General features: G+C 63.5%; 21 protein-coding genes. 1 reads left to right on the top strand and 20 read right to left on the bottom strand.

The window, feature by feature from the left end:
• Positions 1-3: 3 nt before the first annotated feature.
• The 13 genes from atpG to AC1DQ3_RS19845 all read right to left on the bottom strand — a co-directional run bounded on the left by atpG (position 4) and on the right by AC1DQ3_RS19845 (position 12,447).
• Positions 4-879, bottom strand: a complete 876-nt coding sequence (gene atpG / locus AC1DQ3_RS19905) for a F0F1 ATP synthase subunit gamma (RefSeq protein ID WP_477121872.1) — start codon at positions 877-879, stop codon at positions 4-6.
• A 74-nt stretch (positions 880-953) separates the two neighbouring features.
• A complete protein-coding gene (gene atpA, locus AC1DQ3_RS19900) occupies positions 954-2,495 on the bottom strand; it encodes a F0F1 ATP synthase subunit alpha (RefSeq protein WP_477121871.1) in 1,542 nt (513 codons plus the stop codon).
• A gap of 50 nt (positions 2,496-2,545) precedes the next feature.
• Complete coding sequence (locus AC1DQ3_RS19895) at positions 2,546-3,085, bottom strand: F0F1 ATP synthase subunit delta (RefSeq protein ID WP_477121870.1); 540 nt, start codon at positions 3,083-3,085, stop codon at positions 2,546-2,548.
• A gap of 2 nt (positions 3,086-3,087) precedes the next feature.
• Entirely contained in the window at positions 3,088-3,558 is a 471-nt protein-coding gene (locus AC1DQ3_RS19890) for a F0F1 ATP synthase subunit B (RefSeq protein WP_477121869.1), read from the bottom strand.
• Positions 3,559-3,657: 99 nt separating this feature from the next.
• Positions 3,658-3,924 carry a F0F1 ATP synthase subunit C gene (gene atpE, locus AC1DQ3_RS19885; RefSeq protein WP_006157246.1) on the bottom strand — a complete coding sequence of 89 codons (267 nt, stop codon included), beginning with the start codon at positions 3,922-3,924 and terminating at the stop codon, positions 3,658-3,660.
• A 61-nt stretch (positions 3,925-3,985) separates the two neighbouring features.
• Positions 3,986-4,849 (bottom strand): F0F1 ATP synthase subunit A, encoded by an 864-nt coding sequence (gene atpB / locus AC1DQ3_RS19880; RefSeq protein ID WP_477121868.1) that lies wholly within the window; start codon positions 4,847-4,849, stop codon positions 3,986-3,988.
• Between the two features lie 247 nt (positions 4,850-5,096).
• Entirely contained in the window at positions 5,097-5,600 is a 504-nt protein-coding gene (locus tag AC1DQ3_RS19875; RefSeq protein ID WP_477121867.1) for an ATP synthase subunit I, read from the bottom strand.
• Between the two features lie 315 nt (positions 5,601-5,915).
• Complete coding sequence (locus AC1DQ3_RS19870) at positions 5,916-6,848, bottom strand: ParB/RepB/Spo0J family partition protein (RefSeq protein ID WP_477121866.1); 933 nt, start codon at positions 6,846-6,848, stop codon at positions 5,916-5,918.
• A 52-nt stretch (positions 6,849-6,900) separates the two neighbouring features.
• On the bottom strand, positions 6,901-7,674 hold the full coding sequence (locus AC1DQ3_RS19865; protein WP_477121865.1) for a ParA family protein: 774 nt from the start codon (positions 7,672-7,674) through the stop codon (positions 6,901-6,903).
• A 68-nt stretch (positions 7,675-7,742) separates the two neighbouring features.
• Positions 7,743-8,399 (bottom strand): 16S rRNA (guanine(527)-N(7))-methyltransferase RsmG, encoded by a 657-nt coding sequence (gene rsmG / locus AC1DQ3_RS19860; protein ID WP_477121934.1) that lies wholly within the window; start codon positions 8,397-8,399, stop codon positions 7,743-7,745.
• A gap of 51 nt (positions 8,400-8,450) precedes the next feature.
• The gene (gene mnmG, locus AC1DQ3_RS19855; protein WP_477121864.1) at positions 8,451-10,391 is read right to left on the bottom strand and encodes a tRNA uridine-5-carboxymethylaminomethyl(34) synthesis enzyme MnmG; all 1,941 of its coding nucleotides are present in this window, start codon (positions 10,389-10,391) and stop codon (positions 8,451-8,453) included.
• 195 nt (positions 10,392-10,586) lie between these two features.
• The gene (locus AC1DQ3_RS19850) at positions 10,587-11,447 is read right to left on the bottom strand and encodes an N-formylglutamate amidohydrolase (RefSeq protein WP_477121863.1); all 861 of its coding nucleotides are present in this window, start codon (positions 11,445-11,447) and stop codon (positions 10,587-10,589) included.
• 4 nt (positions 11,448-11,451) lie between these two features.
• Positions 11,452-12,447 carry a Bug family tripartite tricarboxylate transporter substrate binding protein gene (locus tag AC1DQ3_RS19845; protein ID WP_477121862.1) on the bottom strand — a complete coding sequence of 332 codons (996 nt, stop codon included), beginning with the start codon at positions 12,445-12,447 and terminating at the stop codon, positions 11,452-11,454.
• Between the two features lie 129 nt (positions 12,448-12,576).
• Here AC1DQ3_RS19845 and AC1DQ3_RS19840 point away from each other — a divergent pair, with 129 nt between their 5' ends.
• Positions 12,577-13,521, top strand: a complete 945-nt coding sequence (locus AC1DQ3_RS19840; RefSeq protein ID WP_477121861.1) for a LysR substrate-binding domain-containing protein — start codon at positions 12,577-12,579, stop codon at positions 13,519-13,521.
• 264 nt (positions 13,522-13,785) lie between these two features.
• Here AC1DQ3_RS19840 and AC1DQ3_RS19835 read toward each other — a convergent pair whose 3' ends face one another.
• The 7 genes from AC1DQ3_RS19835 to AC1DQ3_RS19805 all read right to left on the bottom strand — a co-directional run bounded on the left by AC1DQ3_RS19835 (position 13,786) and on the right by AC1DQ3_RS19805 (position 21,925).
• The gene (locus AC1DQ3_RS19835; protein ID WP_477121860.1) at positions 13,786-14,529 is read right to left on the bottom strand and encodes an ABC transporter ATP-binding protein; all 744 of its coding nucleotides are present in this window, start codon (positions 14,527-14,529) and stop codon (positions 13,786-13,788) included.
• Between the two features lie 10 nt (positions 14,530-14,539).
• Entirely contained in the window at positions 14,540-16,327 is a 1,788-nt protein-coding gene (locus AC1DQ3_RS19830) for a branched-chain amino acid ABC transporter ATP-binding protein/permease (protein ID WP_477121859.1), read from the bottom strand.
• Between the two features lie 10 nt (positions 16,328-16,337).
• The gene (locus tag AC1DQ3_RS19825; protein ID WP_477121858.1) at positions 16,338-17,390 is read right to left on the bottom strand and encodes a branched-chain amino acid ABC transporter permease; all 1,053 of its coding nucleotides are present in this window, start codon (positions 17,388-17,390) and stop codon (positions 16,338-16,340) included.
• A gap of 263 nt (positions 17,391-17,653) precedes the next feature.
• Positions 17,654-18,805 carry an ABC transporter substrate-binding protein gene (locus tag AC1DQ3_RS19820; RefSeq protein ID WP_477121857.1) on the bottom strand — a complete coding sequence of 384 codons (1,152 nt, stop codon included), beginning with the start codon at positions 18,803-18,805 and terminating at the stop codon, positions 17,654-17,656.
• A 359-nt stretch (positions 18,806-19,164) separates the two neighbouring features.
• Positions 19,165-19,590 (bottom strand): hypothetical protein, encoded by a 426-nt coding sequence (locus AC1DQ3_RS19815; protein ID WP_477121856.1) that lies wholly within the window; start codon positions 19,588-19,590, stop codon positions 19,165-19,167.
• A 413-nt stretch (positions 19,591-20,003) separates the two neighbouring features.
• On the bottom strand, positions 20,004-21,041 hold the full coding sequence (locus AC1DQ3_RS19810; RefSeq protein WP_477121855.1) for a branched-chain amino acid ABC transporter permease: 1,038 nt from the start codon (positions 21,039-21,041) through the stop codon (positions 20,004-20,006).
• Entirely contained in the window at positions 21,041-21,925 is an 885-nt protein-coding gene (locus AC1DQ3_RS19805; RefSeq protein ID WP_477121854.1) for a branched-chain amino acid ABC transporter permease, read from the bottom strand. The genes AC1DQ3_RS19810 and AC1DQ3_RS19805 overlap by 1 nt, the downstream gene beginning before the upstream one ends.
• Between the last annotated feature and the right edge of the window lie 59 nt (positions 21,926-21,984).

Raw genomic sequence — 21,984 nt, 5'->3', positions numbered from 1 at the left:
GCCTTAGACGGCTGCGGCACCGCTGACGATTTCCGACAGTTCCTTGGTGATCGCTGCCTGACGGGTCTTGTTGTAGACCAGTTGCAGTTCGCCGATCACGTTCTTGGCATTGTCGGATGCCGCCTTCATGGCCACCATGCGCGCCGACTGCTCGGACGCCATGTTCTCGGCCACGGCCTGGTACACCAGCGCTTCGACGTAGCGGACCAACAGTTCTTCCACTACGGTCTGGGCGTCGGGCTCGTAGATGTAATCCCACGAGTAGGCGCGCTTTTCATCTTCGGTCTGGGCAAACTTGTCGGCGGGGAGCGGCAGCAGCTGCTCCACCATCGGCTCCTGCTTCATCGTATTGATGAACTTGGTGTAAGCCAGGTACACAGCGTCCACCTCACCATTGGTGAAGGCGTCGAGCTGGACCTTGATCGCACCGATCAGTTTTTCCAGATGCGGGGTGTCACCGAGGTGCACCACGTGCGAAACCACCTTGGCGCCGATGCGGCCCAGGAACTGCATGCCCTTGGAACCAATGGCGGTGCTTTGCACCTGCACACTGCGGCCTTGCAGCTCACGCAGCTCATTGGTCACCGCGCGCAGCACGTTCGTGTTCATGCCGCCGCACAGCCCCTTGTCGGTCGTCACCACGATCATGCCGGCGCGCTTGACTTCGCGTGCCACCATGAAGGGGTGCTTGAACTCGGGGTTGGCTTCAGCCAGGTGCGCCGCGATATTGCGCACTTTCTCGGCGTAAGGACGGGCGTTGCGCATCCGTTCCTGCGCCTTGCGCATCTTGGACGCGGCGACCATCTCCATCGCCTTGGTGATCTTGCGCGTGTTTTGCACGCTCTTGATCTTGGTTCGAATCTCTTTCGTTCCGGCCATATCTTCCTCTCCATTCGTGCTGCGGCGGCACCGTCATGGCAACGGTGCCGGCGCAGTTTCGTGGAATTGCGCGGTTAGAACGCGGCGGACTTCTTGAAATCCTCGATCGCGGCACGCAGTGCGGCTTCATCTTCCTTCGACAGATCCTTGGTATCTTCGATGCGGTTGATGAGGTCTGCGTACTTGGTCTTCAGATGGTCGTGCAGGCCCTTCTCGAACGGGAGAATGTCCTTCACTTCCACGTTGTCGAGGAAGCCGTTGTTGGCTGCGTACAGCGACGCGGCCAGCTGCCACACCTGCAGCGGCAGGTATTGAGCCTGCTTGAGCAGTTCCGTCACGCGGCGGCCGCGCTCCAGCTGCTTGCGGGTGGCATCGTCCAGGTCGGAAGCGAACTGCGCGAACGCAGCCAGTTCACGGTACTGGGCCAGATCGGTACGGATACCGCCGGACAGCTTCTTGACGACCTTGGTCTGTGCGGCACCGCCAACGCGCGACACCGAGATACCGGCGTTGATGGCGGGGCGGATACCCGCGTTGAACAGGTCGGTTTCCAGGAAGATCTGGCCGTCGGTGATCGAGATCACGTTGGTCGGCACGAAAGCGGACACGTCGCCAGCCTGCGTTTCGATCACGGGCAGCGCGGTCAGCGAGCCGGTCTTGCCGGTCACGGCACCCTTGGTGAACTTCTCGACATAGTCGGCGTTCACGCGGGCTGCGCGCTCGAGCAGACGCGAGTGCAGGTAGAACACGTCGCCGGGATAGGCTTCGCGGCCCGGCGGGCGGCGCAGCAGCAGCGACACCTGGCGGTATGCCCAGGCTTGCTTGGTCAGGTCGTCATAGACGATCAGCGCGTCTTCGCCGCGGTCGCGGAAGTACTCGCCCATCGTGCAGCCGGCGTAGGCAGCCAGGTACTGCATGGCGGCGGAGTCCGAAGCGGTAGCGGCGACCACGATGGTGTATTCCATCGCGCCCAGTTCTTCGAGCTTGCGCACCACGTTGTTCACGGTCGAAGCCTTCTGACCGATTGCCACGTAGACGCAGAAAACGCCCTTGCCCTTCTGGTTGATGATGGCGTCGACAGCAACGGCGGTCTTGCCGGTCTGGCGGTCGCCAATGATCAGCTCGCGCTGGCCACGGCCGATCGGCACCATCGCGTCGATCGACTTCAGGCCGGTCTGCACCGGCTGGCTCACCGACTGACGTGCGATCACGCCAGGGGCAACCTTCTCGATCACGTCAAATTCCTTGGCGTTGATCGGGCCCTTGCCGTCGATCGGCTGACCCAGCGTGTTGACCACGCGGCCCAGCAGTTCCTTGCCAACCGGCACTTCCAGAATGCGGCCGGTGCACTTGACCGGGTCGCCTTCCGAAATGTGTTCATACTCGCCCAGCACCACGGCGCCGACAGAGTCGCGCTCGAGGTTCAGCGCGAGGCCGAAGGTGTTGCCGGGGAATTCCAGCATCTCGCCCTGCATCACGCCGGACAGGCCGTGCACGCGGCAGATACCATCGGTCACGGAAATTACCGTGCCGGTGTTGCGCACTTCAGCGTCGGCGCCAAGACCCGAGATGCGGGACTTGATCAGCTCGCTGATTTCTGAGGGGTTCAGTTGCATCACAATGCTCCTAATTCTTCAATCCGTCGGCCGGTGTGCGCTTACGCGCATCATGCGGTCAGCGCCGTTTGCATTGCTGCCAGGCGCGCACGCACGGAGGTGTCGAGCACTTCGTCTCCGACCTTGACGCGCACGCCGCCAATCAGCGACGGGTCCACCGCAACCGAAGGCTGCAGCTTGCGGCCGAACTTGCGTTCGAGCGCGGCGACGAGGTCGGTCAGCGTTGCGCCCTCGATGGGGTAGGCACTCGTGATCTCGACATCGGCCGACCCTTCACGGTCGTTCTTGAGCGCATGGAACTGCTCGGCGATTTCCGGCAAAACCGACAGGCGGTGGTTAGCCACCAGCAGGTTGACGAAGCGTTTGGCTTCATCGTTGACCGGAGACTTCAGGGCCGACAGGAACAGTGCGGTCAGCTTGTCGCCTTGCACTTTCGGATCGCCAGCCACCGCCTTCATGTCGGGATTGGCGGCAACTTGCCCCATTTCCGACACCAGCTCGGACCATGCATCCAGATTGCCGCTCGACTCGGTCGCGACGCGGAACAGCGCCTCGGCGTAGGGACGGGCAATGGTTGCGGTTTCAGCCATGATTAGAGCTCAGCTTTGAGTTGATTGAGCAGATCGGCGTGGACCTGCGCGTTCACTTCGCGCTTGAGGATCTGCTCGGCACCCTTGACGGCCAGCACGGCGACCTGGTCGCGCAATTGCTCGCGCGCGCGGGTGACTTGCTGTTCGGCTTCGGCCTTGGCCTGGGTAATGATGCGTGCGGCTTCTGCCTGGGCGTTCTGCTTGATCTCGTCAGCCGTCAACTGAGCGCGCTTCTCGGCGTCAGCGACGCGTTGGGCACCTTCGGTGCGGGCTTCGGCCAGGGCCTGGTCCACACGCTTGTTGGCGAGTTCGAGTTCAGCCTTGCCTTTTTCGGCGGCGGCGAGGCCATCGGCGATCTTCTTTGCGCGTTCGTCGAGCGCCTTCACCAGCGGCGGCCAAATGAATTTGGCAACTACCCACCACAGGATGAAGAACACGACCATCTGCGCAAAAAACGTTGCGTTCAGATTCATGGTGTGTTCCTTTCGGTAATCAAACTACAGATAAATGCGCAAGGGCGGCCAGGCTAAGTGGCCCGCGCCGCCCGTCAGCATCATGCAGACCGAAAAGAATTACTTGATGACAGCCAGCAGCGGGTTGGCGAATGCGAACAGCATTGCAACGCCCACGCCGATCAGGAATGCTGCATCGATCAGACCAGCCAGCAGGAACATCTTGGTTTGCAGCGGGTTCATCAGTTCAGGCTGACGTGCGCACGCTTCGATGTACTTGCCACCCATCAGGGCGATACCCAGGCAGGCGCCGATTGCGCCCAGACCGATGATGATGCCGATACCGATGGCGGTCAGACCCTGGATGTTGGCGAGATATGCTTGCATGACTACTCCTTTAATTGAGAAGAGACTTGGAACCAAAAAACTAAAAACCGGAAATCTTGAATCAGTGGTGATCGTGTGCCTGGCCGATGTACACCAGCGTCAGCATCATGAAAATGAAGGCCTGGAGCAGAACGATCAGGATGTGGAAGATCGCCCATACCGTACCGGCCAGCACATGACCGACGAAGCCCAGCGCGGAAAGGTCCGCACCAAACGTCCAGATGGAACCCAGCAGCGCGATCAGCAGGAATATCAGTTCGCCGGCGTACATGTTGCCGAACAACCGCATGCCCAGCGAGACCGCCTTGGCCAGGAATTCAATCAGGTTCAGGATCAGGTTGAACGGTGCCAGGTACCACTTGGCGCCGAACGGGGCCGACAGCAGCTCGTGAACGAAACCGCCCGTGCCCTTGATCTTGAAGCTGTAATAGATCATCAGCACCAGCACGGCGCACGACATGCCCAGCGTGCCGTTCAGGTCGGCCGTGGCAACCGCGCGGTGGTGCGGCAGATGGATGTGGAACATGCCCAGCAGGCCGTTCAGGCCGGTGACCCAGTCGACCGGGATCAAGTCGATGGCGTTCATCACCGTGATCCAGCAGAACACCATCAGCGCCAGCGGGGCGATGAAGGAACGGTCGCCATGGATGATGCCCTTGGCCTGATCGTCGACCATCTCGACGATCATCTCGACGAAAGCCTGGAAGCGACCCGGCACGCCGGGGGTGGCACGGCGGGCGGCGGCGTACAGGAACGCCACCGCGATGAAGCCGCACAGCACCGACCAGAATACGGTGTCGTAGTTGATCACGCTGAAGTCAACGACGGAGGCTTGCTTGCCGCCAACCGTGTTGAGGTTCTGCAAGTGTTCGGCGATATAGCCGGAGGGGGTGAGGGCCTGTTCGGCGCCTTGAGCAGCTGACATGTCGAAACGAACCGTAATATTGCGAAACCAGTTGCCGGCATTTTGCCGGTACGCTTCTTGCGCCGCCTTCAGCATCATTTGCTGGTCACCGCGGGCAAGCTCGTTTGAACCTTACCTGCGCCGCGCTTCACTGTTGTGACGCGCCACGCCAAAAAAACGCTTGATATTCCGTTTTCGTGCCCCACTTCCACGGGAAGCACACTTATGCGATCTACCGGACCTGGCCACTTTGCCCTGAGACACACCCTCAGCGAATCGCCAGCGCCACCCAGTAGGTCTTGAGCGCAAGCAGGAACGTGACCAGCATCGGAACCCAGCGCAACTCGCTGTACAGCACCACCACCAGCACAAACAGCGCGGCGGTGGCAAACACCTTGATCGCCTCGCCGACCACCAGTCCGCTGATCGAGGGACGCTCGCGCGACATCCACAGACGCAAGGCAAAGAAGCCGCTGGGCACGAAACACACCGTGCCGCCAAATAGTGCGGACCATCCCGCCGCGCCGGCGTTGCCGCCAGCAAACAGCCGCCAGGCAATGGCCGACAATACAGTTACCGCCACCTGCGCCAGCACGACCCTGCCGGGCGTCATGCGCGAAGGGCGCAGCGCGCGCTCGCCGAACAGCGTTTCCGCCTCGACGCGCGACAGCGGTTCGACCGCCTCTTCCTCGCGCTCTGCCTCGTCATCTTCCCAGGCATTACGCGGCTGCCGGTCTTTTTCCCGACCAGCATCCTGACGATCTGAAACCACCTGCGTATTGCCTCTGCTTGTTGTTTAATCCGACCCGGAACTTTTCTGAACCGGCCGGATTTCAAACCGCATGATTTTACGAGGAATGCACCATGCGCGTCAATCTGCTTACAGACGCCTTGCAACATTCCGCATTGGGCTTGCAATCCTCACGCACCAATGGTGCGCGCGCGATCGACGGCAACCAATAACGCGCCAGGTAATTGAATCACCTTGAGATGACGGCGCACCATGGTTGTTTAACGCCTTTGCAAGGACCTCGCGCAGAGCGATTCGCGGCCGGGCCGTGGCACTGGAACCATGCACGGCCGCCCGTTAATCGCGCACTATTTTCGGGAACCCCGCTCTGGCGGGCGGCTGGATCTCGCCGGGCTCGCGCAGGCGTGTCAGTACACCGTCGAGCGCATCGTTGCTGGTGAAGTGGATGGTGAGATGACCTTTGCCCCGCGTGCCCAGCTTGATCTGCACCGGCAGGCCGAGCACATCGGATAGTTCTTCCTCAAGGCGCGCGACGTCGCGCGCCGGCGCGCCGTTGTTCGGCTTCTGCAACCTCAGGTCGAAGGGCTTGAGGTTGGCGGCTACCAGCTTTTCGGTCTCGCGCACCGATAAGCGCTTGTTGACGATCTGGTTGGCGAGCGTGATCTGGTTGGCGCCGTCGACAGAGAGCAAGGCGCGCGCGTGACCCATGTCGAGATCGCCCGCCATCAGCATGGTCTGCACCGGCTGGGCCAGGTTCAGCAATCGCAGCAGGTTGGATACCGCACTGCGCGAGCGCCCTACCGATTCGGCGGCCTGCTCGTGCGTGAAACTGAATTCGCGCACCAGGCGCATGATGCCTTGCGCTTCTTCCAGCGGATTGAGGTCTTCGCGCTGGATATTCTCGATGAGCGCCATCGCGGCCGCGGCTTCGTCGGCCACGTCCTTGACCAGCACCGGCACTTCTTCGAGACCGGCGATCCTGGAAGCGCGGAAGCGCCGCTCCCCGGCAATGATTTCGTAACGATCCGGCTCGGCCACGCGGCGCACCAGGATCGGCTGCATCAGACCCTGGGCGCGAATGCTCGCGGCCAGCTCCTGCAGCGCGCCCTCGTCCATGCGCGTGCGCGGCTGGTACTTGCCCGGCTGGAGCTGGTCCAGTCGCAGCACGGACGGCGCGCCCTCCTGCCTGACGGCATCGACAATCTCGGCTGGCCCACCCAGCAGGGCTTCCAGTCCGCGGCCCAGGCCCTTCTTCTTCGCGGTGCTCATGTCGGTATCCTGTATACGGTGAATCTCAGTACAGTGAATCTCAGCCCGGCACTCAGCCGAGTTGCTTGACGCGCGCGATCATCTCCGCGCCGAAGTCGAGGTAAGCCTTGGCGCCCTTGGAGGACGGATCGAAAGCCACGCCAGGTATGCCGTAGGACGGCGCTTCGGCCAGCCGCACATTGCGGGGGATCATGGTCTTGAAGACCTTTTCGCCGAAATGCGATTCGAGCTGGGCGGAGACCTGTTGCTGCAATGTGACACGTGGATCAAACATCACACGTAGCAGACCGATCACCTTCAGGTCCCGATTGAGATTGGCRTGCACCTGCTTGATGGTGTTGACCAGATCGGACAGCCCTTCCAGCGCGAAGTACTCGCACTGCATCGGCACGATCACGCCATTGGCCGCGCACAATCCGTTGAGGGTCAGCAGCGAGAGCGACGGCGGGCAGTCGATCAGCACGAAATCGTACTCGTCAGCGACTTCGGAAAGCGCGTTCCTGAGCCGGCGCTCGCGCTGGTCCAGTTCGACCAGTTCCACTTCCGCGCCGGCCAGCTCGCGGTTGGCGGGCAGCACATCGTACTTGCCGGACTCGGAATGCTGGCGTGCCTGGGCCACAGAGGACAGGCCGACCAGCACCTGATAGACGCTGTGTTCGAGAGACTGCTTGTCGATGCCGGAACCCATCGAGGCATTGCCCTGCGGATCGAGGTCGACCAGCAACACGCGCTGCTCCTGTGCCGCCAGACCGGCGGCAAGGTTCACCGTGGTAGTGGTCTTGCCGACGCCGCCCTTCTGGTTTGCGATCGCGAATACCTTGGCCATATGCTCCTGCTGCTCCTGCTTGATTTCTACCTGCCGGGGGTGGACGCCGGCGATAACCACCGGCCGGGTCAACGGCGCGACAGCACCACCAGGTGACGCTCTGCGTCCAGCTCCGGCACGGTCAGGCGCGGTATCGCCTCGACCTGCCACCCGGCCATCAGCCCGGCCGCTTCCATGCGGTCGAGCTCGGGCTGGGGATAAACGCCCTTCATTGCGATCAGCTTGCCGTTCGGCGCCAGCAGGTGGCCAGCGAGCGAAACGAAATCGCTCAGCTCGGCAAACGCGCGCGACGTGATGACCGCATAGCCCTTGTCGTCTTCCAGCTTTTCCACCGGACCCCAATGGGCAGCGGCATTGGACAGGCCGAGCTGCGCCCGGCACTGCGTGAGAAAGGCTGTTTTCTTTTGCACGATGTCGACCATCAACACCGACACGTCGGGACAGGCGATGGCCAGCGGCAGCCCGGGCATGCCGCCGCCCGAACCCACGTCGAGCACCCGGCCGCGCGCGCCCTCCTCCACCGCGGCGGCACGCGCCGCCTCCGCCAGCGCCGGCACGGCGGCCAGCGAATCCAGCATGTGGTGGGTCAGCATTTCGTCGGGATGACGGATGGCGGTCAGGTTATAGACGCCGTTCCATTTGCGCAGCAGCGCAAGGTAGGCAAACAACTGGTCGATCTGCGGCGCGGAAAGAACCAGGCCGATGGCGGACAAGCCCGCCTCCATGCGGCGGCGCTGGTCGGCATCGTCCACGGCCGCGTAGCGTTGGTTCCTCACTCAGGCGGCCTCTTGGCTGGAGTCGGACTTGGTACGCCCCATGCCCTTCTTCTTCAGATGGACAAGCAGCAGCGAAATCGCCGCCGGCGTGACGCCGGATATACGTGACGCCTGGCCGAGCGTTTCGGGGCGATGCTGGTTCAGCTTCTGGCCGACCTCGATGCCAAGGCCGCGCACTTCGGTGTAATCGAAGTTCTCGGGCAGGCGCGTGGATTCGTTGGCTTCCAGCTTATCCACCTCGGCCGCCTGGCGGGCGATATAGCCGTGGTACTTGATACCGATCTCGATCTGCTCGCTGATTTGTTCGACCAGCAGCGGATCCGCATCGAGTGCTTGAGCCGGTGCGAACTTGCCATCCTGCAGTGCCATCAGTGCGTCATACGTGACTGCCGGACGGCGCAGCAAATCTGCGAGGTTGTACTCACGCTCGATCGCCTTACCTAGCAACGGTACTGCATCCGCTTCCGGCAGCAGGCTCGGATTGACCCAGGTACTCTTCAAGCGCTCTGTTTCACGTGAAACAGCGTCACGCTTCCGATTGAAGGCATCCCAGCGCACATCATCGACCACGCCCAGCTCCCGTCCGGCCTCGGTCAGTCGCATATCGGCATTATCTTCGCGCAGGCTCAACCGGAACTCTGCGCGGCTGGTGAACATTCGGTATGGTTCCGAGACCCCGCGGGTGATCAGATCGTCGACCAGAACCCCAAGATAGGCCTGGTCCCGACGGGGAGTCCAGGCATCGCGCTCCCGCACGAAGCAGCCGGCGTTGATGCCGGCCAGCAGGCCCTGTGCCGCGGCTTCTTCGTAGCCAGTGGTGCCGTTGATCTGCCCGGCAAAAAACAGCCCACGAATCGCCTTGGACTCCAGCGAGGCCTTCAGCGCACGCGGATCGAAGTAGTCGTACTCGATGGCGTAGCCGGGCCGCAGGATATGCGCGTTCTCCATGCCACGGATGGAATGCACCAGGGCAAGTTGCACGTCGAACGGCAGGCTGGTCGAGATCCCGTTGGGGTAGAACTCATTGGTCGTCAACCCCTCCGGTTCCAGGAAGATCTGGTGACTGTCCTTGCCGGCAAAACGGTGGATCTTGTCTTCGATACTCGGGCAGTAGCGCGGCCCTACCCCTTCGATCACACCGGTGTACATCGGCGAACGATCGAGGCCGCCACGAATGATGTCGTGGGTGCGGCTATTGGTATGCGTGATCCAGCACGGCAGTTGCTGCGGGTGCTGCTCGGCGCGCCCGAGGAAGGAGAAGACTGGCACCGGGTCGAGATCACCCGGCTGCTCCTCCATCACCGAGAAGTCGATGGTGCGGCCGTCGATGCGCGGCGGCGTGCCAGTCTTCAAGCGGCCTTGCGGCAGCTTGAGTTCCTTCAGGCGCGCGGAGAGCGATACCGATGCGGGATCGCCAGCGCGACCGCCCGTGTAGTTATCCAGTCCCACGTGAATCTTGCCGTCGAGGAAGGTACCGGCAGTCAGCACAACCGCGCGAGCGCGGAAGGTGATGCCAACCTGGGTAACGGCGCCGACCACGCGGTCACCCTCCACCACCAGGTCATCCACGGCCTGCTGGAACAGCATCAGGTTGGGCTGGTTCTCCAGCCGTGTGCGGATCGCCTTGCGGTACTGCACGCGATCGGCCTGGGCCCGGGTGGCGCGCACGGCCGGGCCCTTGCTGGAATTCAGGATGCGGAACTGGATGCCCGACTCATCCGTGGCAGCCGCCATGGCGCCGCCCATCGCGTCCACCTCCTTGACGAGATGGCCCTTGCCAATGCCGCCGATCGACGGATTGCAGCTCATCTGGCCGAGGGTCTCGATGTTGTGGCTCAGCAGCAGCGTCTGGCAGCCCATACGCGCTGCGGCGAGGGCGGCTTCCGTGCCGGCGTGGCCACCACCGACGACAATGACATCGAATTCTTTTGGGTAAAGCATGGAGGTACCTCCTCCGGGAGGCTGGCGGGGATGAACGGGATGCCGAATTATAACGGCAATCGCTGTGGCGTCCCTGTGCCGCAGCATGTTTCACGTGAAACATGCCGCATGCACAACCCGGGTGTGTTCCACGTGAAACAAAAAAGCCGGGCTCAATGGCCCGGCTGGCTGTTCGGATTGGTTCGCGAGGAGGCGCTATGCCCTGCCCTGCGTCTGCAAGTAAGCAGCGATGCGTTCAACCAAGCGGCCCAGGTCGGCCTGAAGCTGCTTGAACCCGGCGTTGCGCTCGCGCGTCACCTCGTCCATATACAGCGGCCTACGGATTTCGATCTGCAGACTATTGCGGCGCTCCGCCGGACGGCCAATCTGCGCGATCAGTTGCACGCCTTTGTACGGATCATTGCGCGCCACCGTGTAGCCAAGCGCCCGCAGCTCGGAAGCCACCAGGTCTACGAAGCCCGGCTCGCAGGTCGTGCCATCCCGGTCCCCCAGCACGAAGTCGGCAAGTGGATGGGGGCTTTGGATCTTGAGCCGCTCATAGGCATTGTTCGGCATCGAGTGCAGGTTCAGGTGCCAGACCGCGCCGAAGCGGCGGTAGGTCTCCTCCACGGCCGCCGACAGCGCCTGGTGGTACGGACGGTAATAGCGATCGATCCGGTCGCGTACCTCTTGCAGCGAGAGCTTGCGGTCATAAATCGGTGTGGCCGCATCCACATTGCGCCAGATCAGTCCGTAGCCAAGACGCGTCTTCTCGCCCGGCGAGAGCGGCTCGGGCCAGGTACCGTCCAGCAAATCGGGATCCAGATCGTCGAGCGTACGGTTGGGATCGATATAGACGCGCGGGAAATTCGCTGCGATCAGCGTGCCGCCACTGCGCGGCACGGCTTCCCACAGCGATTCCACGTGGGTGTCCTCGCCGCCGCGAAGCCGCTGCACCGGGATGGCCGCGTCAAAATCCTGCGGATAGTGCGTGCCGCTATGCGGCGAATCGCACACCAGCGGCAAGGCCTGCGCCTGCGGCGCGAACTGGACAAAGGGTTCGAAGCTGTCAGTCATGCCATCAATCCAGCTTGATATTGGCGGCCTTGGCCACGCGTGCATAGCGCGCCATCGCCTGCTGGATCTGCGCCTTGAACTGGTCAGGCGTGGTCGGCACCAGCGTGCCGCCCGACTCTTCCACCTTGCGCTTGAACTCGGGAACCTGCATGGCCTTGCGGATGGCCGCGTTCAGCTTGTCCACGATCGCGGGAGGCGTGCCGGCCGGCGCCACGATACCGAACCAGCCGCCATCGCCCATCTCCTTGTAGCCGAGCTCCGCATAGGTGGGTACGTTTGGCAACTGCGGCGAACGCGCGGCGCCAAGCACCGCCAGCGCGCGCAGGCGGCCCGACTTCACGTGCGGCAGCGCGGAGGCCAGGTTGTCCGAGATTGCATTGACCTGCCCTGCCACCGCATCATTGAGCCCAAGACCGGCGCCCTTGTACGRCACATGCAGCAGCTCGATCTTGGCCAGCATCTGGAAATTCTCGAGATTTACGTGGCCGAGGGTCCCCGTGCCCGGCGAGGCAACCGAATACTTGCCCGGATTGGCCTTGGCCAGGGCAACAAATTCCTGCATGGTTTTCGCCGGCACGCTCGGATGCACCGTGAATACGCTTGGCATCGACACCACATTGGTGATCGGCGCAAAGTCCTTGATCGGATCGTAGCCAAGCTTCGGATACACGGCCGGGTTCGAGCCATGCGTGCTCACGGTGGCCATGCCGATCGTGTAGCCATCCGGCGCCGAGCGCGCCACCATCTCCATGCCGATGGAGCCGCCCGCCCCACCCTTGTTGTCCACCACGATGGTCTGACCCAGTTCGCGGCCGACAAACTCTGCCACCAGGCGCGCCGATAGGTCGGTGGAGCCGCCCGCGGCAAAGGGCACGACCAGCCGAATCGGCTTGTTCGGATAGCTGGCCTGCGCCTGCGCGCCGCCGGCAGCGACGAGGCTGGCGCATGCCGCCAGGCAAGACAGGACAAAATGCCGGCGCGGCGATAGGACTCGGGTCATGCGGACTTCTCCTTGGATTTATATGGGTTGGCTCGCCAAGTGTCGGGAGTTTACCGAGTCCGCACAAACGACTATATTGCACGGTTGCATTACAAAAACTCATTCTCGACCCAACCCCTCCCCTACTCCATGCGGCTGCGCTCGCCCTCGATGTCCGAACTGCATGCCTTTGCCGCCGCCGCGCGGCTGGGCAGCTTCACGCGCGCGGCCGAGGATCTTTGCGTCACGCAGGGTGCCATCAGCCGCGCCATCTCCCGACTGGAATCGCATTTCGGGCAACCCCTGCTCCAGCGCAATGCGCACCGCTTGACCCTCACGGATGCCGGCCGGCAGCTGCTCGACGCGGTAGCCGGCCCGCTGGCGGCCATCGAGAACGCCAGCGCCGCCCTCCTGGCCCGTGACCGCCAGCATCACCTGACGCTATCGGCCGTGCCTACGCTGGCCAGTGTGTGGCTGGTGCCAAGGCTGCCGGACTTCCACCGCCGCTATCCCGAGATCCGCCTGGACTTCGTGCCGTACCGGCGCGATGAGGACTTTTCCGGCCCCGCGCCGGATGCCGCGATCCTGGCCGGCACGCCAGACCGCTGGCCAAGCCTGCAAAGCGACTACGTCATCGGCAGCGAGATGGTGCCCATCTGCCACCCCGACCGCGCCCGCGCGCGGCGCGAGGCAGGCCGCTGGTCCGAGCCCGCCGAACTGCTCGCCGAGCCCCTGCTCTACCACACCACCGCCCCGCAAAACTGGCAGCACTGGCTGTGGGCCGCAGGCGTACCCAGTGCTGCGCCCACGCTTTCGACGGGCTTCGACCAGGTCTCTATCCTGGTGCAGGCGGTCAAGGCGGATATGGGCGTGGCGGTGCTGCAGCGCTGCCTGGTACGAGATGAGATCGCCGCGGGACGCGTGGCGGTGCCGTTCGATTTGCCGATCCGGCTGACGCGAGGCTACTACCTGTGCGTGCCGCGGGAGCGGCGGGACCATCCAGCGTTCGCGCAGTTTCGGGCGTGGTTGCTCGACATGGCGGCGCAGAATCCGGACGTGCTCCAACTTGGCGAGGTAAATTCGCTGGATAGATAGAACATCGCATAATTTCTTACATCTCATCCATAAGACGAATATATATGCGCCACCCTACCATCCAAGAATCATAAACAGAATATTTTCTTTATTTTCTCGGCTCATATATTTATAGCCCGAATGAAAAGCGTACCCGGCGCTGCGCTCTCCAGCGGACTGGAAGCGTGGCCCACCGGCTTTGCCATAAAATGCACCATAAGAATAATAGTAGCGAACAATACTCGCTATTATTCATACGAAGCATTATCTGAAAAACCGGTAGCGCTAGGCCGCCTTCTTCGCCAACCCCAGATACGTCTCGATCACCTTCGGATTAGCCGCCAGCTCCGCCGCCGGCCCCTCCATCGCCATATCGCCCGTCTCGATCACGTACCCATAGTCCGCCACCTGCAGCGCAGCCCGCGCATTCTGCTCGATCAGCAGCGTCGCCACCCCCGTCTTTCGCAGGTCATTGATGATGTGGAAGATCTCCTTCACGATCAGCGGCGCCAGCCCAAGGCTCGGCTCATCCAGCATCAGCAACAGCGGCTTGGCCATCAGCGCGCGGCCCAGCGCAAGCATCTGGCGCTCGCCGCCGGACAGCGTGCCGGCATCCTGCCTCGCCCGCTCCTTCAAGCGCGGGAACAGCCCATAGACCACTTCCATCTGGTCGAGGAAATTCTTCTCGCCGGCACGCTTGCGGCGATACGCGCCGAGCACCAGGTTGTCCGCCACGCTCATCGAGCCGAACAGCTCGCGCGTCTCCGGCACCAGGCACATGCCGCGCGCCACGCGGCCCTCTACCGGCAAGCCGGCGAGATCATGGCCGAGATACGTCACCATGCCGGTCGAGGACCCAATCACCGGCAGCGCACCCATGATCGCGTTGAGCATCGTGGACTTGCCCGCGCCGTTGGGACCAATGACCGTGACGATCTTGCCTGCCTCCACTTTCAGGTTGGCGCCGTGCACCGCTTCGACCTTGCCGTAGCGCACATGAAGGTCCTTGACTTCGAGGATCGGGCTCATTGTCGTTTCCTTACTCCACGCCGCCGAGATAGGCCTCGAGCACCGCCGGGTTCTTCTGTATTTCCTCGGGTACGCCTTGCGCGATGCGCGTACCAAATTCCATCACCACCAGGCGGTCGGTGAGATTCATCACGAAGTCCATGTCGTGCTCGACCAGCAGCACGCTCATACCCTCGCCCTTGAGCTTCTTCAACAGCTCGGCAAGCCCCTGCTTCTCCTTGTAGCGCAGACCCGCGGCTGGCTCGTCGAGCAGCAGCAGCGCGGGATCGCAGCACAGTGCACGCGCGATCTCCAGAATACGTTGCTGGCCCAGCGCGAGGCTGCCGGCTTCCATGTACATGCAGTCGGCCAGGCCCACGCGTTCGAGCTGGCGCGCGGCTTCATGCAGCAGCTTCGCTTCTTCGTTCCTGTTCATGCGCAGGATCGCCGCGGTCACGCCGCCCTGCGCCGCGAAATCGCCACGCAGGTGCGCGCCGATCGCCACGTTCTCCAGGACAGTCATGGTCGGCAGCAGATGCACGTGCTGGAAGGTACGGCCAATGCCGCGCTTGACGATCTCGCGCGAGGGCAGCCCGGAGATCTGCTCGCCACGATAGCGCACTTCGCCGCGCGTGGCGGGCAGCACGCCGGTGACGAGATTGAAGGTGGTGGACTTGCCCGCGCCGTTGGGACCGATCAGGCCGATGATTTCACCGGCGCGTACCTGGAAGCTGACGTCGTTGACCGCCACCAGCCCGCCAAACTCCTTGCGCGCCGCCCTCACATCGAGAATCAGTTCACCAGCCTGCGGCTTCGCGCGCAGCGGCAGAAGCTCGGCCTGCGCCGGTGCCACCACCGGCGGCCCGCTCGGGAACAGCTTCTTGATAAACGGCCAGATGCCATCGCGCGCGTATTGCAGCAGCAGCACCATCAGCACGCCGAACACGATGGTTTCGAAGTTGCCGTTGGCGCCCAGCAGCTTGGGCAGCACGCCTTGCAGCACGTCCTTCAGGATGGTGAGAATACCCGCGCCGAGCACCGCGCCCCACACATGGCCCGCGCCGCCCACCACCGCCATGAACAGATACTCGATGCCATAGTTCAGGCCAAACGGCGTGGGGTTCACCGCGCGCTGCAGATGCGCGTAGAGGAAGCCCGAGATGCAGGCGAGCATCGCCGCCACCACGAAGATCACGACCTTCATCCACGCAGTGTTGACGCCCATCGCCTCGGCCATGGTGCCGCCGCCCTTGAGCGCGCGGATGGCGCGGCCCGGGCGCGAGTTGAGCAGGTTCTGCATGGCTATCACCGCCAGCAGCACCACGGCCCAGATCAGGTAGAACATCGAGCGGCCGGAGGCCAGGTCGATACCGGGCAGGTGCAGCACCGGAATCCCGTTGAGGCCGTCGTACTTGCCGAGGAACTCCAGGTTGCCGAACAGGAAGAACAGCGACAGCCCCCAGGCGATGGTGGCCAGCGGCAGGTAGTGCCCGGACATGCGCATGGTGATCAGCCCGATCACATAGGCCGAGGCCATCGTGATGACCAGCCCCGCCAGCAGGCCGAGCCACGGCGACAGCCCGAACTGCGTGCTGAGATACGCCGTGCTGTAGGCACCCAGGCCAACGAAGGCGCCCTGCCCGAAGGAGATCATGCCGCCCACGCCGGTGAGCAGCACCAGCCCGATGGCAACGATGCTGTACAGGCCTATATAGTTGCCCAGCGTGATCCAGAACTCGGGCGTGGGCAGCACCGGCAACAATCCCAGCACCGCCGCGAAGGCCAGCAGGAAAATTCGGTTCTTGAGGTTTGCGTTCATGGCGTGTCCCTTATTCCTCGTCTTCCACATGCTTGCTGGCCAGCGAGCGCCACAGCAGCACGGGCAGGATCAGGGTGAACACGATGACCTCCTTGAAGGCGCTCGCCCAGAAGGAGGAATAGGATTCGAGCAGCCCCACCAGGATGGCGCCGGCAGCCGCCACCGGATAACTCACCAGGCCGCCAACGATGGCGCCGACAAATCCCTTCAGGCCGATCAGGAAGCCCGATTCGTAGTAGACCGTGGTCAGCGGCGCAATCAGGATGCCGCACAGCGCGCCCATCGCCGCCGCGAGCGTGAACGACAGCCGCCCGGCCTGGGTCGTGCCGATGCCCACCAGGCGCGCGCCGAGCCGATTGACAGCGGTGGCACGCAGCGCCTTGCCGGCGATGGTGCGCTCGAAGTAGAAATACAGCCCCACGATCAGCAATGCCGATACGCCGACCACCCACAGGCTCTGGCCGGAGATCGTCAGGCTCCCCACTTCGAAGCGGGCCTCGGAGAACGGCGTGGTGCGCGAACCTTCGGCACCGAACATCACCAGGCCCAGCCCGACCAGCGCGAAGTGCACGCCCACCGAGACGATCAGCAGCACCAGCGTGCTGGCCTCCGCCAGCGGCTGGTAAGCCAGGCGGTACAGCATGGGGCCGAGCGGAATCACGATCAGCAGGGCCAGCGCGACCTGCGCCGGAATCGGCATCGACTGCCCGTCGAAATTCTGCGCCAGCAGATGCACGGCCAGCGGGAAGACCAGGTACTTCCCGGCCAGCACCGCCAGTCGCCTTGCGGCGGTACGGCGCAGTTCGGCGCTGCGCAGCATGGTGATCGTCTCGTAGAGAAAGGTCAGCACGCCCATGACCAGCAGCAGCCAGCTGCTTTGCGGCGCATGGCCTGACTGGATCGCCGCCAGCGTCAGCGCGCCATAGGCGACGAACTCCCCTTGCGGAATGAAGATGACGCGGGTCACGGAGAACACCAGCACCAGGGCCAGCGCGAGCAACGCATAGATGGCGCCCGAGGTGATCCCGTCCTGCGCCAGGATGGCGGCGATCGAGAGGTCCATTGTCTCCCCGTATTGTTGATGAGCCGGCCGGCGAGGGAGGCCGGCTGGCTGGTTGGATTGCAAATTACGAAATGGTAAGGCACTTACGCCTGGCAAAAATACCGACGAACCCTTGGGTTGCGCAATGCCACATCGGCCATCCGCCATGGCAGGCGGGGCAACCAACACGTTAAATAAGTGCGCACTGCCGGGCGCGCCCAACAAAAAGGGCGCATGGCTGGCCATGCGCCCTCGCTGCGCTGCGTGCACCCAGGCCGGCAGTCTTACCTGGTCTGCAACTTCCACTTGCCGTCGACGATCTCCACCATCACGCGCGCGCGCTGATCCAGGCCGAGGTGGTCCGTCGGCGTCATATTCATGATGCCGTGCGAAACCGGCAGTTCCTTGGTCTGCTCCATCGCATCGCGCAGCGCCTTGCGGAACTCCTTGGTACCCGGCTGGCCCTTTTTCAGCGCCTCGGGAATGGCGTGCTGCAGCAGCAGGCCTGCGTCCCAGGCATGGCCGCCGAAGGTCGAAACCTGGCCGCCGAACGCCTTCTCGTACGTCGTCTTGTAGGTGATGGCCGGCTTCTTGACCGGGTTGGTGTCAGGCAGTTGCTCGGCCACCAGCAGGGGACCGGCCGGCAGGAAGGTGCCTTCGCAATCCTTGCCGCACACGCGCAGGAAGTCGGGGTTGGCCACACCGTGGGTCTGGTAGATCTTGCCCTTCCAGCCGCGCTCCTTGAGCGCCTTGGCGGGCAGCGCGGCGGGCGTACCCGAACCAGCGATCAGCACCGCATCGGGATTGCTCCCCATCATCTTGAGCACCTGGCCGGTGACCGAGGTATCGGTGCGCGCGAAGCGTTCGTTGGCCACCACCTTGAGCTTGCGCATCTCCGCCACCTTGGCGAACTCCTGCGCCCAGCTATCGCCGTAGGCATCCGCGAAGCCGATAAAGGCCACCGTCTTCACGTTGTGGTTGGTCATGTGCTCGGCAATGGCCGTTGCCATGAGCGAGTCGTTCTGCGGCGTCTTGAAGACCCAGTAGCGCTTGGCGTCCATCGGCTCGATGATGCGGGCCGACGCGGCCATCGTGATCATCGGCGTCTCGTTCTCGGCAACAACGTCAACCATGGCCAGCGAGTTGGGCGTGACGGTGGAGCCCACCACCACGTCTACCTTGTCCTCGCTGATCAGCTTGCGCGTGTTCTTGACTGCGGTGGTGGTATCCGATGCGTCGTCGAGCACGATGTACTCGATCTTCTTGCCGGCGATCTCCCTGGGCAGCAGCGAGATGGTGTTCTTCTCCGGGATGCCCAGCGAAGCCGCGGGTCCCGTGGCCGATAGCGTTACCCCGACCTTGACCTGGGCGCTGGCGGTGCCGGCACACAGGCTGGCGGCAGCGAAAGCCAGCAGGCTGGCGCGCTTGAATGTCATCGTGTCTCCTTCCATTGCGGCAAACGGAAAAGGCATCCGTCCCGGCCTCCTGCCAGTCGGATGCCCCGATCTGGTCTTGTTGTCTTTCTTGTCCTTTTCATGGTGGCGCCCTTGCGGGCCCCTCCGCATGCGCAACGCCGGCGCCTGCCTGCTACCCCGGGGCGGATGGCGCATCCAGATGCGCCGCGCCCCGTCTCCCGTCCTGCGCGTGATCCCCGGCGGCGCTCGGCACGGCTTGCCACGCTAAGCCATGGCGCGCCGGACCGGCCGCTCATTCACCGACCGCACGGTCGGGAATGCGTAGCGAGTCTAGCAACAGCCATATCGCCCCGGTAGCCGGATTAACCCGCATCGCAACGTCAGCCGAGCACCTTGGGCGCCGGGGACAGGTTGCGATGCCACAGGCCGCTGGCATGCGCCACGAAGCCCGCCGCCTGTGGCGCGCCCAGCAGCGCCGGCGCCAGCAGCAAGTGCCGCACGCCGTGGGCGCGGCACCAGTCGGCCAGCAGGTCGCAGCAGGCGAGCAGCAAGGCGGCCTCCTCTTGCGCCGCTGCCGCGCTGGTCCACCATTCCGCGGCGAGCGCGGCCAGGCCGGACAGTTCGAGGTGTGGTACCAGCACCACCGGCAGGCAGCCCAGCAATGGCGGCGCCGGGGCACCCTCGCTCATCGCCAGCACGCAGACGCCCCGCTCGGGCCGGGCCAGCAGGTTCTCCACCAGCGCCTGCCGGGCGCGCGCGGCAGCAATGGGCATGGTCTGCCGCGACTGCAGCCAGGTGCACAACATACCGGCATCCGCCATGGTGGCCAGCCGTACCAAGCGCTGCGGACCGCCTGGAAGCACTGGCGAATCAGCGGGGTCCGGCGGGGAAGGATTGGGGGAAGGGAAATCTGAAGGCATGGCTGGCCCGATGGCAAGGCAGCATTGTCTCATGCGCTTCCGGGCACTCGTGCGCCGGTTTCGCAGCGCAGGGTGCACCCATGCACTACAAACGGGCATTAAAAAAGGCGTTGCCAGGGATCACCCGGCAACGCCTTCATCTTATATTGGCACTCCAGCCTAGTGACTGCGCGCCTGTCGTCTCCTCGCTTCCGCCTCCATTTAACCTGCGAAAACCGTATATGGAATGTAACTAAGCGGTGCGTTTCGAGCAAGCTAGAAGAAACCCTAGCCCCAAAAGCGGGCATGTTGCCCCGCAGTCACTCCCGGGTCTTCCCGAAGCGGGCCAGCAGTTCCCCCATGATGCCGCGGCGGAAGGTCAGCACGCAGATCACGAAGATCACGCCGATCACCATGGTGACGGACTCGCCCAGCGAGCCAAACCACTGGATGCCCGTCACCGATGCCAGGAAGTTGCCGATGTCGCCCAGCTTGTTCTCCAGGGCCACCACCACGAAGGCGCCGACCAGCGGGCCCGATAGGGTACCCAGCCCGCCCACCAGCGTCATCAGGATCACCGAGCCCGACATCGACCAGTGCACATCCGTCAAGGTGGCGAAGCCCAGCACCAGCGCCTTGATCGAACCCGCCAACCCGGAAAGCGCCGCTGACAGCACAAAAACCATCAGCTTGAAGCGGTCGGTATCGTAGCCCAGCGAGATGGTACGCGGCTCGTTCTCCTTGATGGCCTTGAGGATCTGGCCGAACGGGGAATGCACCGTGCGCACGATCAGCGCGAAGGCCGCCACGATGATCGCCAGCGCCACGTAGTACAGCGTCAGGTCGTTGTCCAGCGGCAGCAGGCCGAACAGCTTGCCGCGCGGTATGCCCTGCAGGCCGTCCTCGCCACCCGTGTATGGCACCTGCAGGCAGAAGAAGAACAGCATCTGCGCCAGCGCCAGCGTGATCATCGCGAAGTAGATGCCCTGGCGCCGGATCGCGATGTAGCCGACCACATAGCCGATCAGGGCACCGCCCAGCGTGCCCAGCAGCAGCCCGACCTCGGGCGTGACGCCCCATGCCTTCATCGCGTGGCCGGCCGTGTAGGCCGCGCCGCCGAAGAAGGCGGCATGCCCGAACGACAGCAGCCCGGTATAGCCGATTAGCAGGTTGAAGGCGCACGCGAACAGCGCGAAGCACAGCACCTTCAGCACGAACACCGGATAGGCCCCGGCCATCGGCGCCACGATCAGCGCCAGCAGCAACAATCCGTACAACAGTTTCTTCTGCACGCCACGCCCCTGTCTTGTCTGCCCTGCCTGCCCTGCGGCCGCCGCCGCGCTGTTTGGTTGGCTCATCACTTCTCCCTCCCGAACAGACCGGCCGGGCGCAGCATCAGCACGATCACCATGATGAAGAACACCACCGTGGACGAGGCCTCGGGATAGAACACCTTGGTCAGGCCCTCGATCACGCCCAGGCCCAGGCCGGTCAGGATCGAACCCATGATCGAGCCCATCCCGCCGATCACCACCACGGCGAACACGATGATGATCAGGCTCTGCCCCATCAGTGGCGAGATCTGGATCACAGGCGCCGCCAGCACGCCGGCAAACGCCGCCAGCGCAACGCCGAAACCGTAGGTCAGCGTCACCATCAGCGGCACGTTGACGCCAAAGGCCTCGACCATCTTCGGGTTCTCCGTGCCGGCGCGCAGGTAGGCGCCCAGCTTGGTCTTCTCGATCAGGTACCAGGTGGAGAAGCACACCACCAGCGAGGCCGCCACCACCCAGGCCCGGTAGTTCGGCAGGATCATGAAGCCAAGGTCGGTGGCGCCGCTGAGCGCCTCCGGCGCCGAGTACGGCAGGCCGGACACACCGTAGATCGAACGGAAGATGCCCTCGATCACCAGCGTGATACCGAGTGTGAGCAGCAGCCCGTAGATATGATCCAGCTTGTAGATCCAGCGCAGCATGGTGCGCTCGATCACGATGCCGATCAGTGCCACCGCCAGCGGCGACAGCACGAGCATCACCCAGTAGTTGAGCCCGGCGTACTCCATGCCCATCCAGGCCAGCACCGCGCCGAGCATGAACAACGCCCCGTGGGCGAAATTGATCACGTTGAGCAGCCCGAAGATGACCGCAAGGCCGAGGCTCAACATCGCGTAAAAGGCACCGTTGACCAGTCCCAGCAGTAACTGGGACAGCATGGCGGGCAGAGGAATACCGAAGATGTCCATCGCAGGCGTTACCGTTTGCGCACCAGCCGGGATCCGTCGTTCCCCGCCAGGCAGGCGCT

The sequence above is a fragment of the Cupriavidus sp. 01T418 genome (genome assembly GCF_056398885.1).
The sequence above is the reverse complement of the archived record's forward strand: the minus strand, read 5'-3'. Positions and strand labels throughout refer to the sequence as shown.

What these genes read in the sequence shown, in the direction of transcription:
- rsmG (WP_477121934.1), bottom strand. Translation starts at nt 8,399, where the DNA reads ATGGAGGCGGGCTTGTCCGCCATCGGCCTGGTTCTTTCCGCGCCGCAG.
- atpB (WP_477121868.1), bottom strand. Translation starts at nt 4,849, where the DNA reads ATGTCAGCTGCTCAAGGCGCCGAACAGGCCCTCACCCCCTCCGGCTAT.
- AC1DQ3_RS19815 (WP_477121856.1), bottom strand. Translation starts at nt 19,590, where the DNA reads ATGTTGTGCACCTGGCTGCAGTCGCGGCAGACCATGCCCATTGCTGCC.
- AC1DQ3_RS19805 (WP_477121854.1), bottom strand. Translation starts at nt 21,925, where the DNA reads ATGGACATCTTCGGTATTCCTCTGCCCGCCATGCTGTCCCAGTTACTG.
- AC1DQ3_RS19830 (WP_477121859.1), bottom strand. Translation starts at nt 16,327, where the DNA reads ATGAACGCAAACCTCAAGAACCGAATTTTCCTGCTGGCCTTCGCGGCG.
- AC1DQ3_RS19825 (WP_477121858.1), bottom strand. Translation starts at nt 17,390, where the DNA reads ATGGACCTCTCGATCGCCGCCATCCTGGCGCAGGACGGGATCACCTCG.
- AC1DQ3_RS19850 (WP_477121863.1), bottom strand. Translation starts at nt 11,447, where the DNA reads ATGACTGACAGCTTCGAACCCTTTGTCCAGTTCGCGCCGCAGGCGCAG.
- atpE (WP_006157246.1), bottom strand. Translation starts at nt 3,924, where the DNA reads ATGCAAGCATATCTCGCCAACATCCAGGGTCTGACCGCCATCGGTATC.
- AC1DQ3_RS19810 (WP_477121855.1), bottom strand. Translation starts at nt 21,041, where the DNA reads ATGAGCCAACCAAACAGCGCGGCGGCGGCCGCAGGGCAGGCAGGGCAG.
- AC1DQ3_RS19890 (WP_477121869.1), bottom strand. Translation starts at nt 3,558, where the DNA reads ATGAATCTGAACGCAACGTTTTTTGCGCAGATGGTCGTGTTCTTCATC.
- AC1DQ3_RS19820 (WP_477121857.1), bottom strand. Translation starts at nt 18,805, where the DNA reads ATGACATTCAAGCGCGCCAGCCTGCTGGCTTTCGCTGCCGCCAGCCTG.
- atpA (WP_477121871.1), bottom strand. Translation starts at nt 2,495, where the DNA reads ATGCAACTGAACCCCTCAGAAATCAGCGAGCTGATCAAGTCCCGCATC.
- AC1DQ3_RS19895 (WP_477121870.1), bottom strand. Translation starts at nt 3,085, where the DNA reads ATGGCTGAAACCGCAACCATTGCCCGTCCCTACGCCGAGGCGCTGTTC.
- mnmG (WP_477121864.1), bottom strand. Translation starts at nt 10,391, where the DNA reads ATGCTTTACCCAAAAGAATTCGATGTCATTGTCGTCGGTGGTGGCCAC.
- AC1DQ3_RS19835 (WP_477121860.1), bottom strand. Translation starts at nt 14,529, where the DNA reads ATGAGCCCGATCCTCGAAGTCAAGGACCTTCATGTGCGCTACGGCAAG.
- atpG (WP_477121872.1), bottom strand. Translation starts at nt 879, where the DNA reads ATGGCCGGAACGAAAGAGATTCGAACCAAGATCAAGAGCGTGCAAAAC.
- AC1DQ3_RS19870 (WP_477121866.1), bottom strand. Translation starts at nt 6,848, where the DNA reads ATGAGCACCGCGAAGAAGAAGGGCCTGGGCCGCGGACTGGAAGCCCTG.
- AC1DQ3_RS19840 (WP_477121861.1), top strand. Translation starts at nt 12,577, where the DNA reads ATGCGGCTGCGCTCGCCCTCGATGTCCGAACTGCATGCCTTTGCCGCC.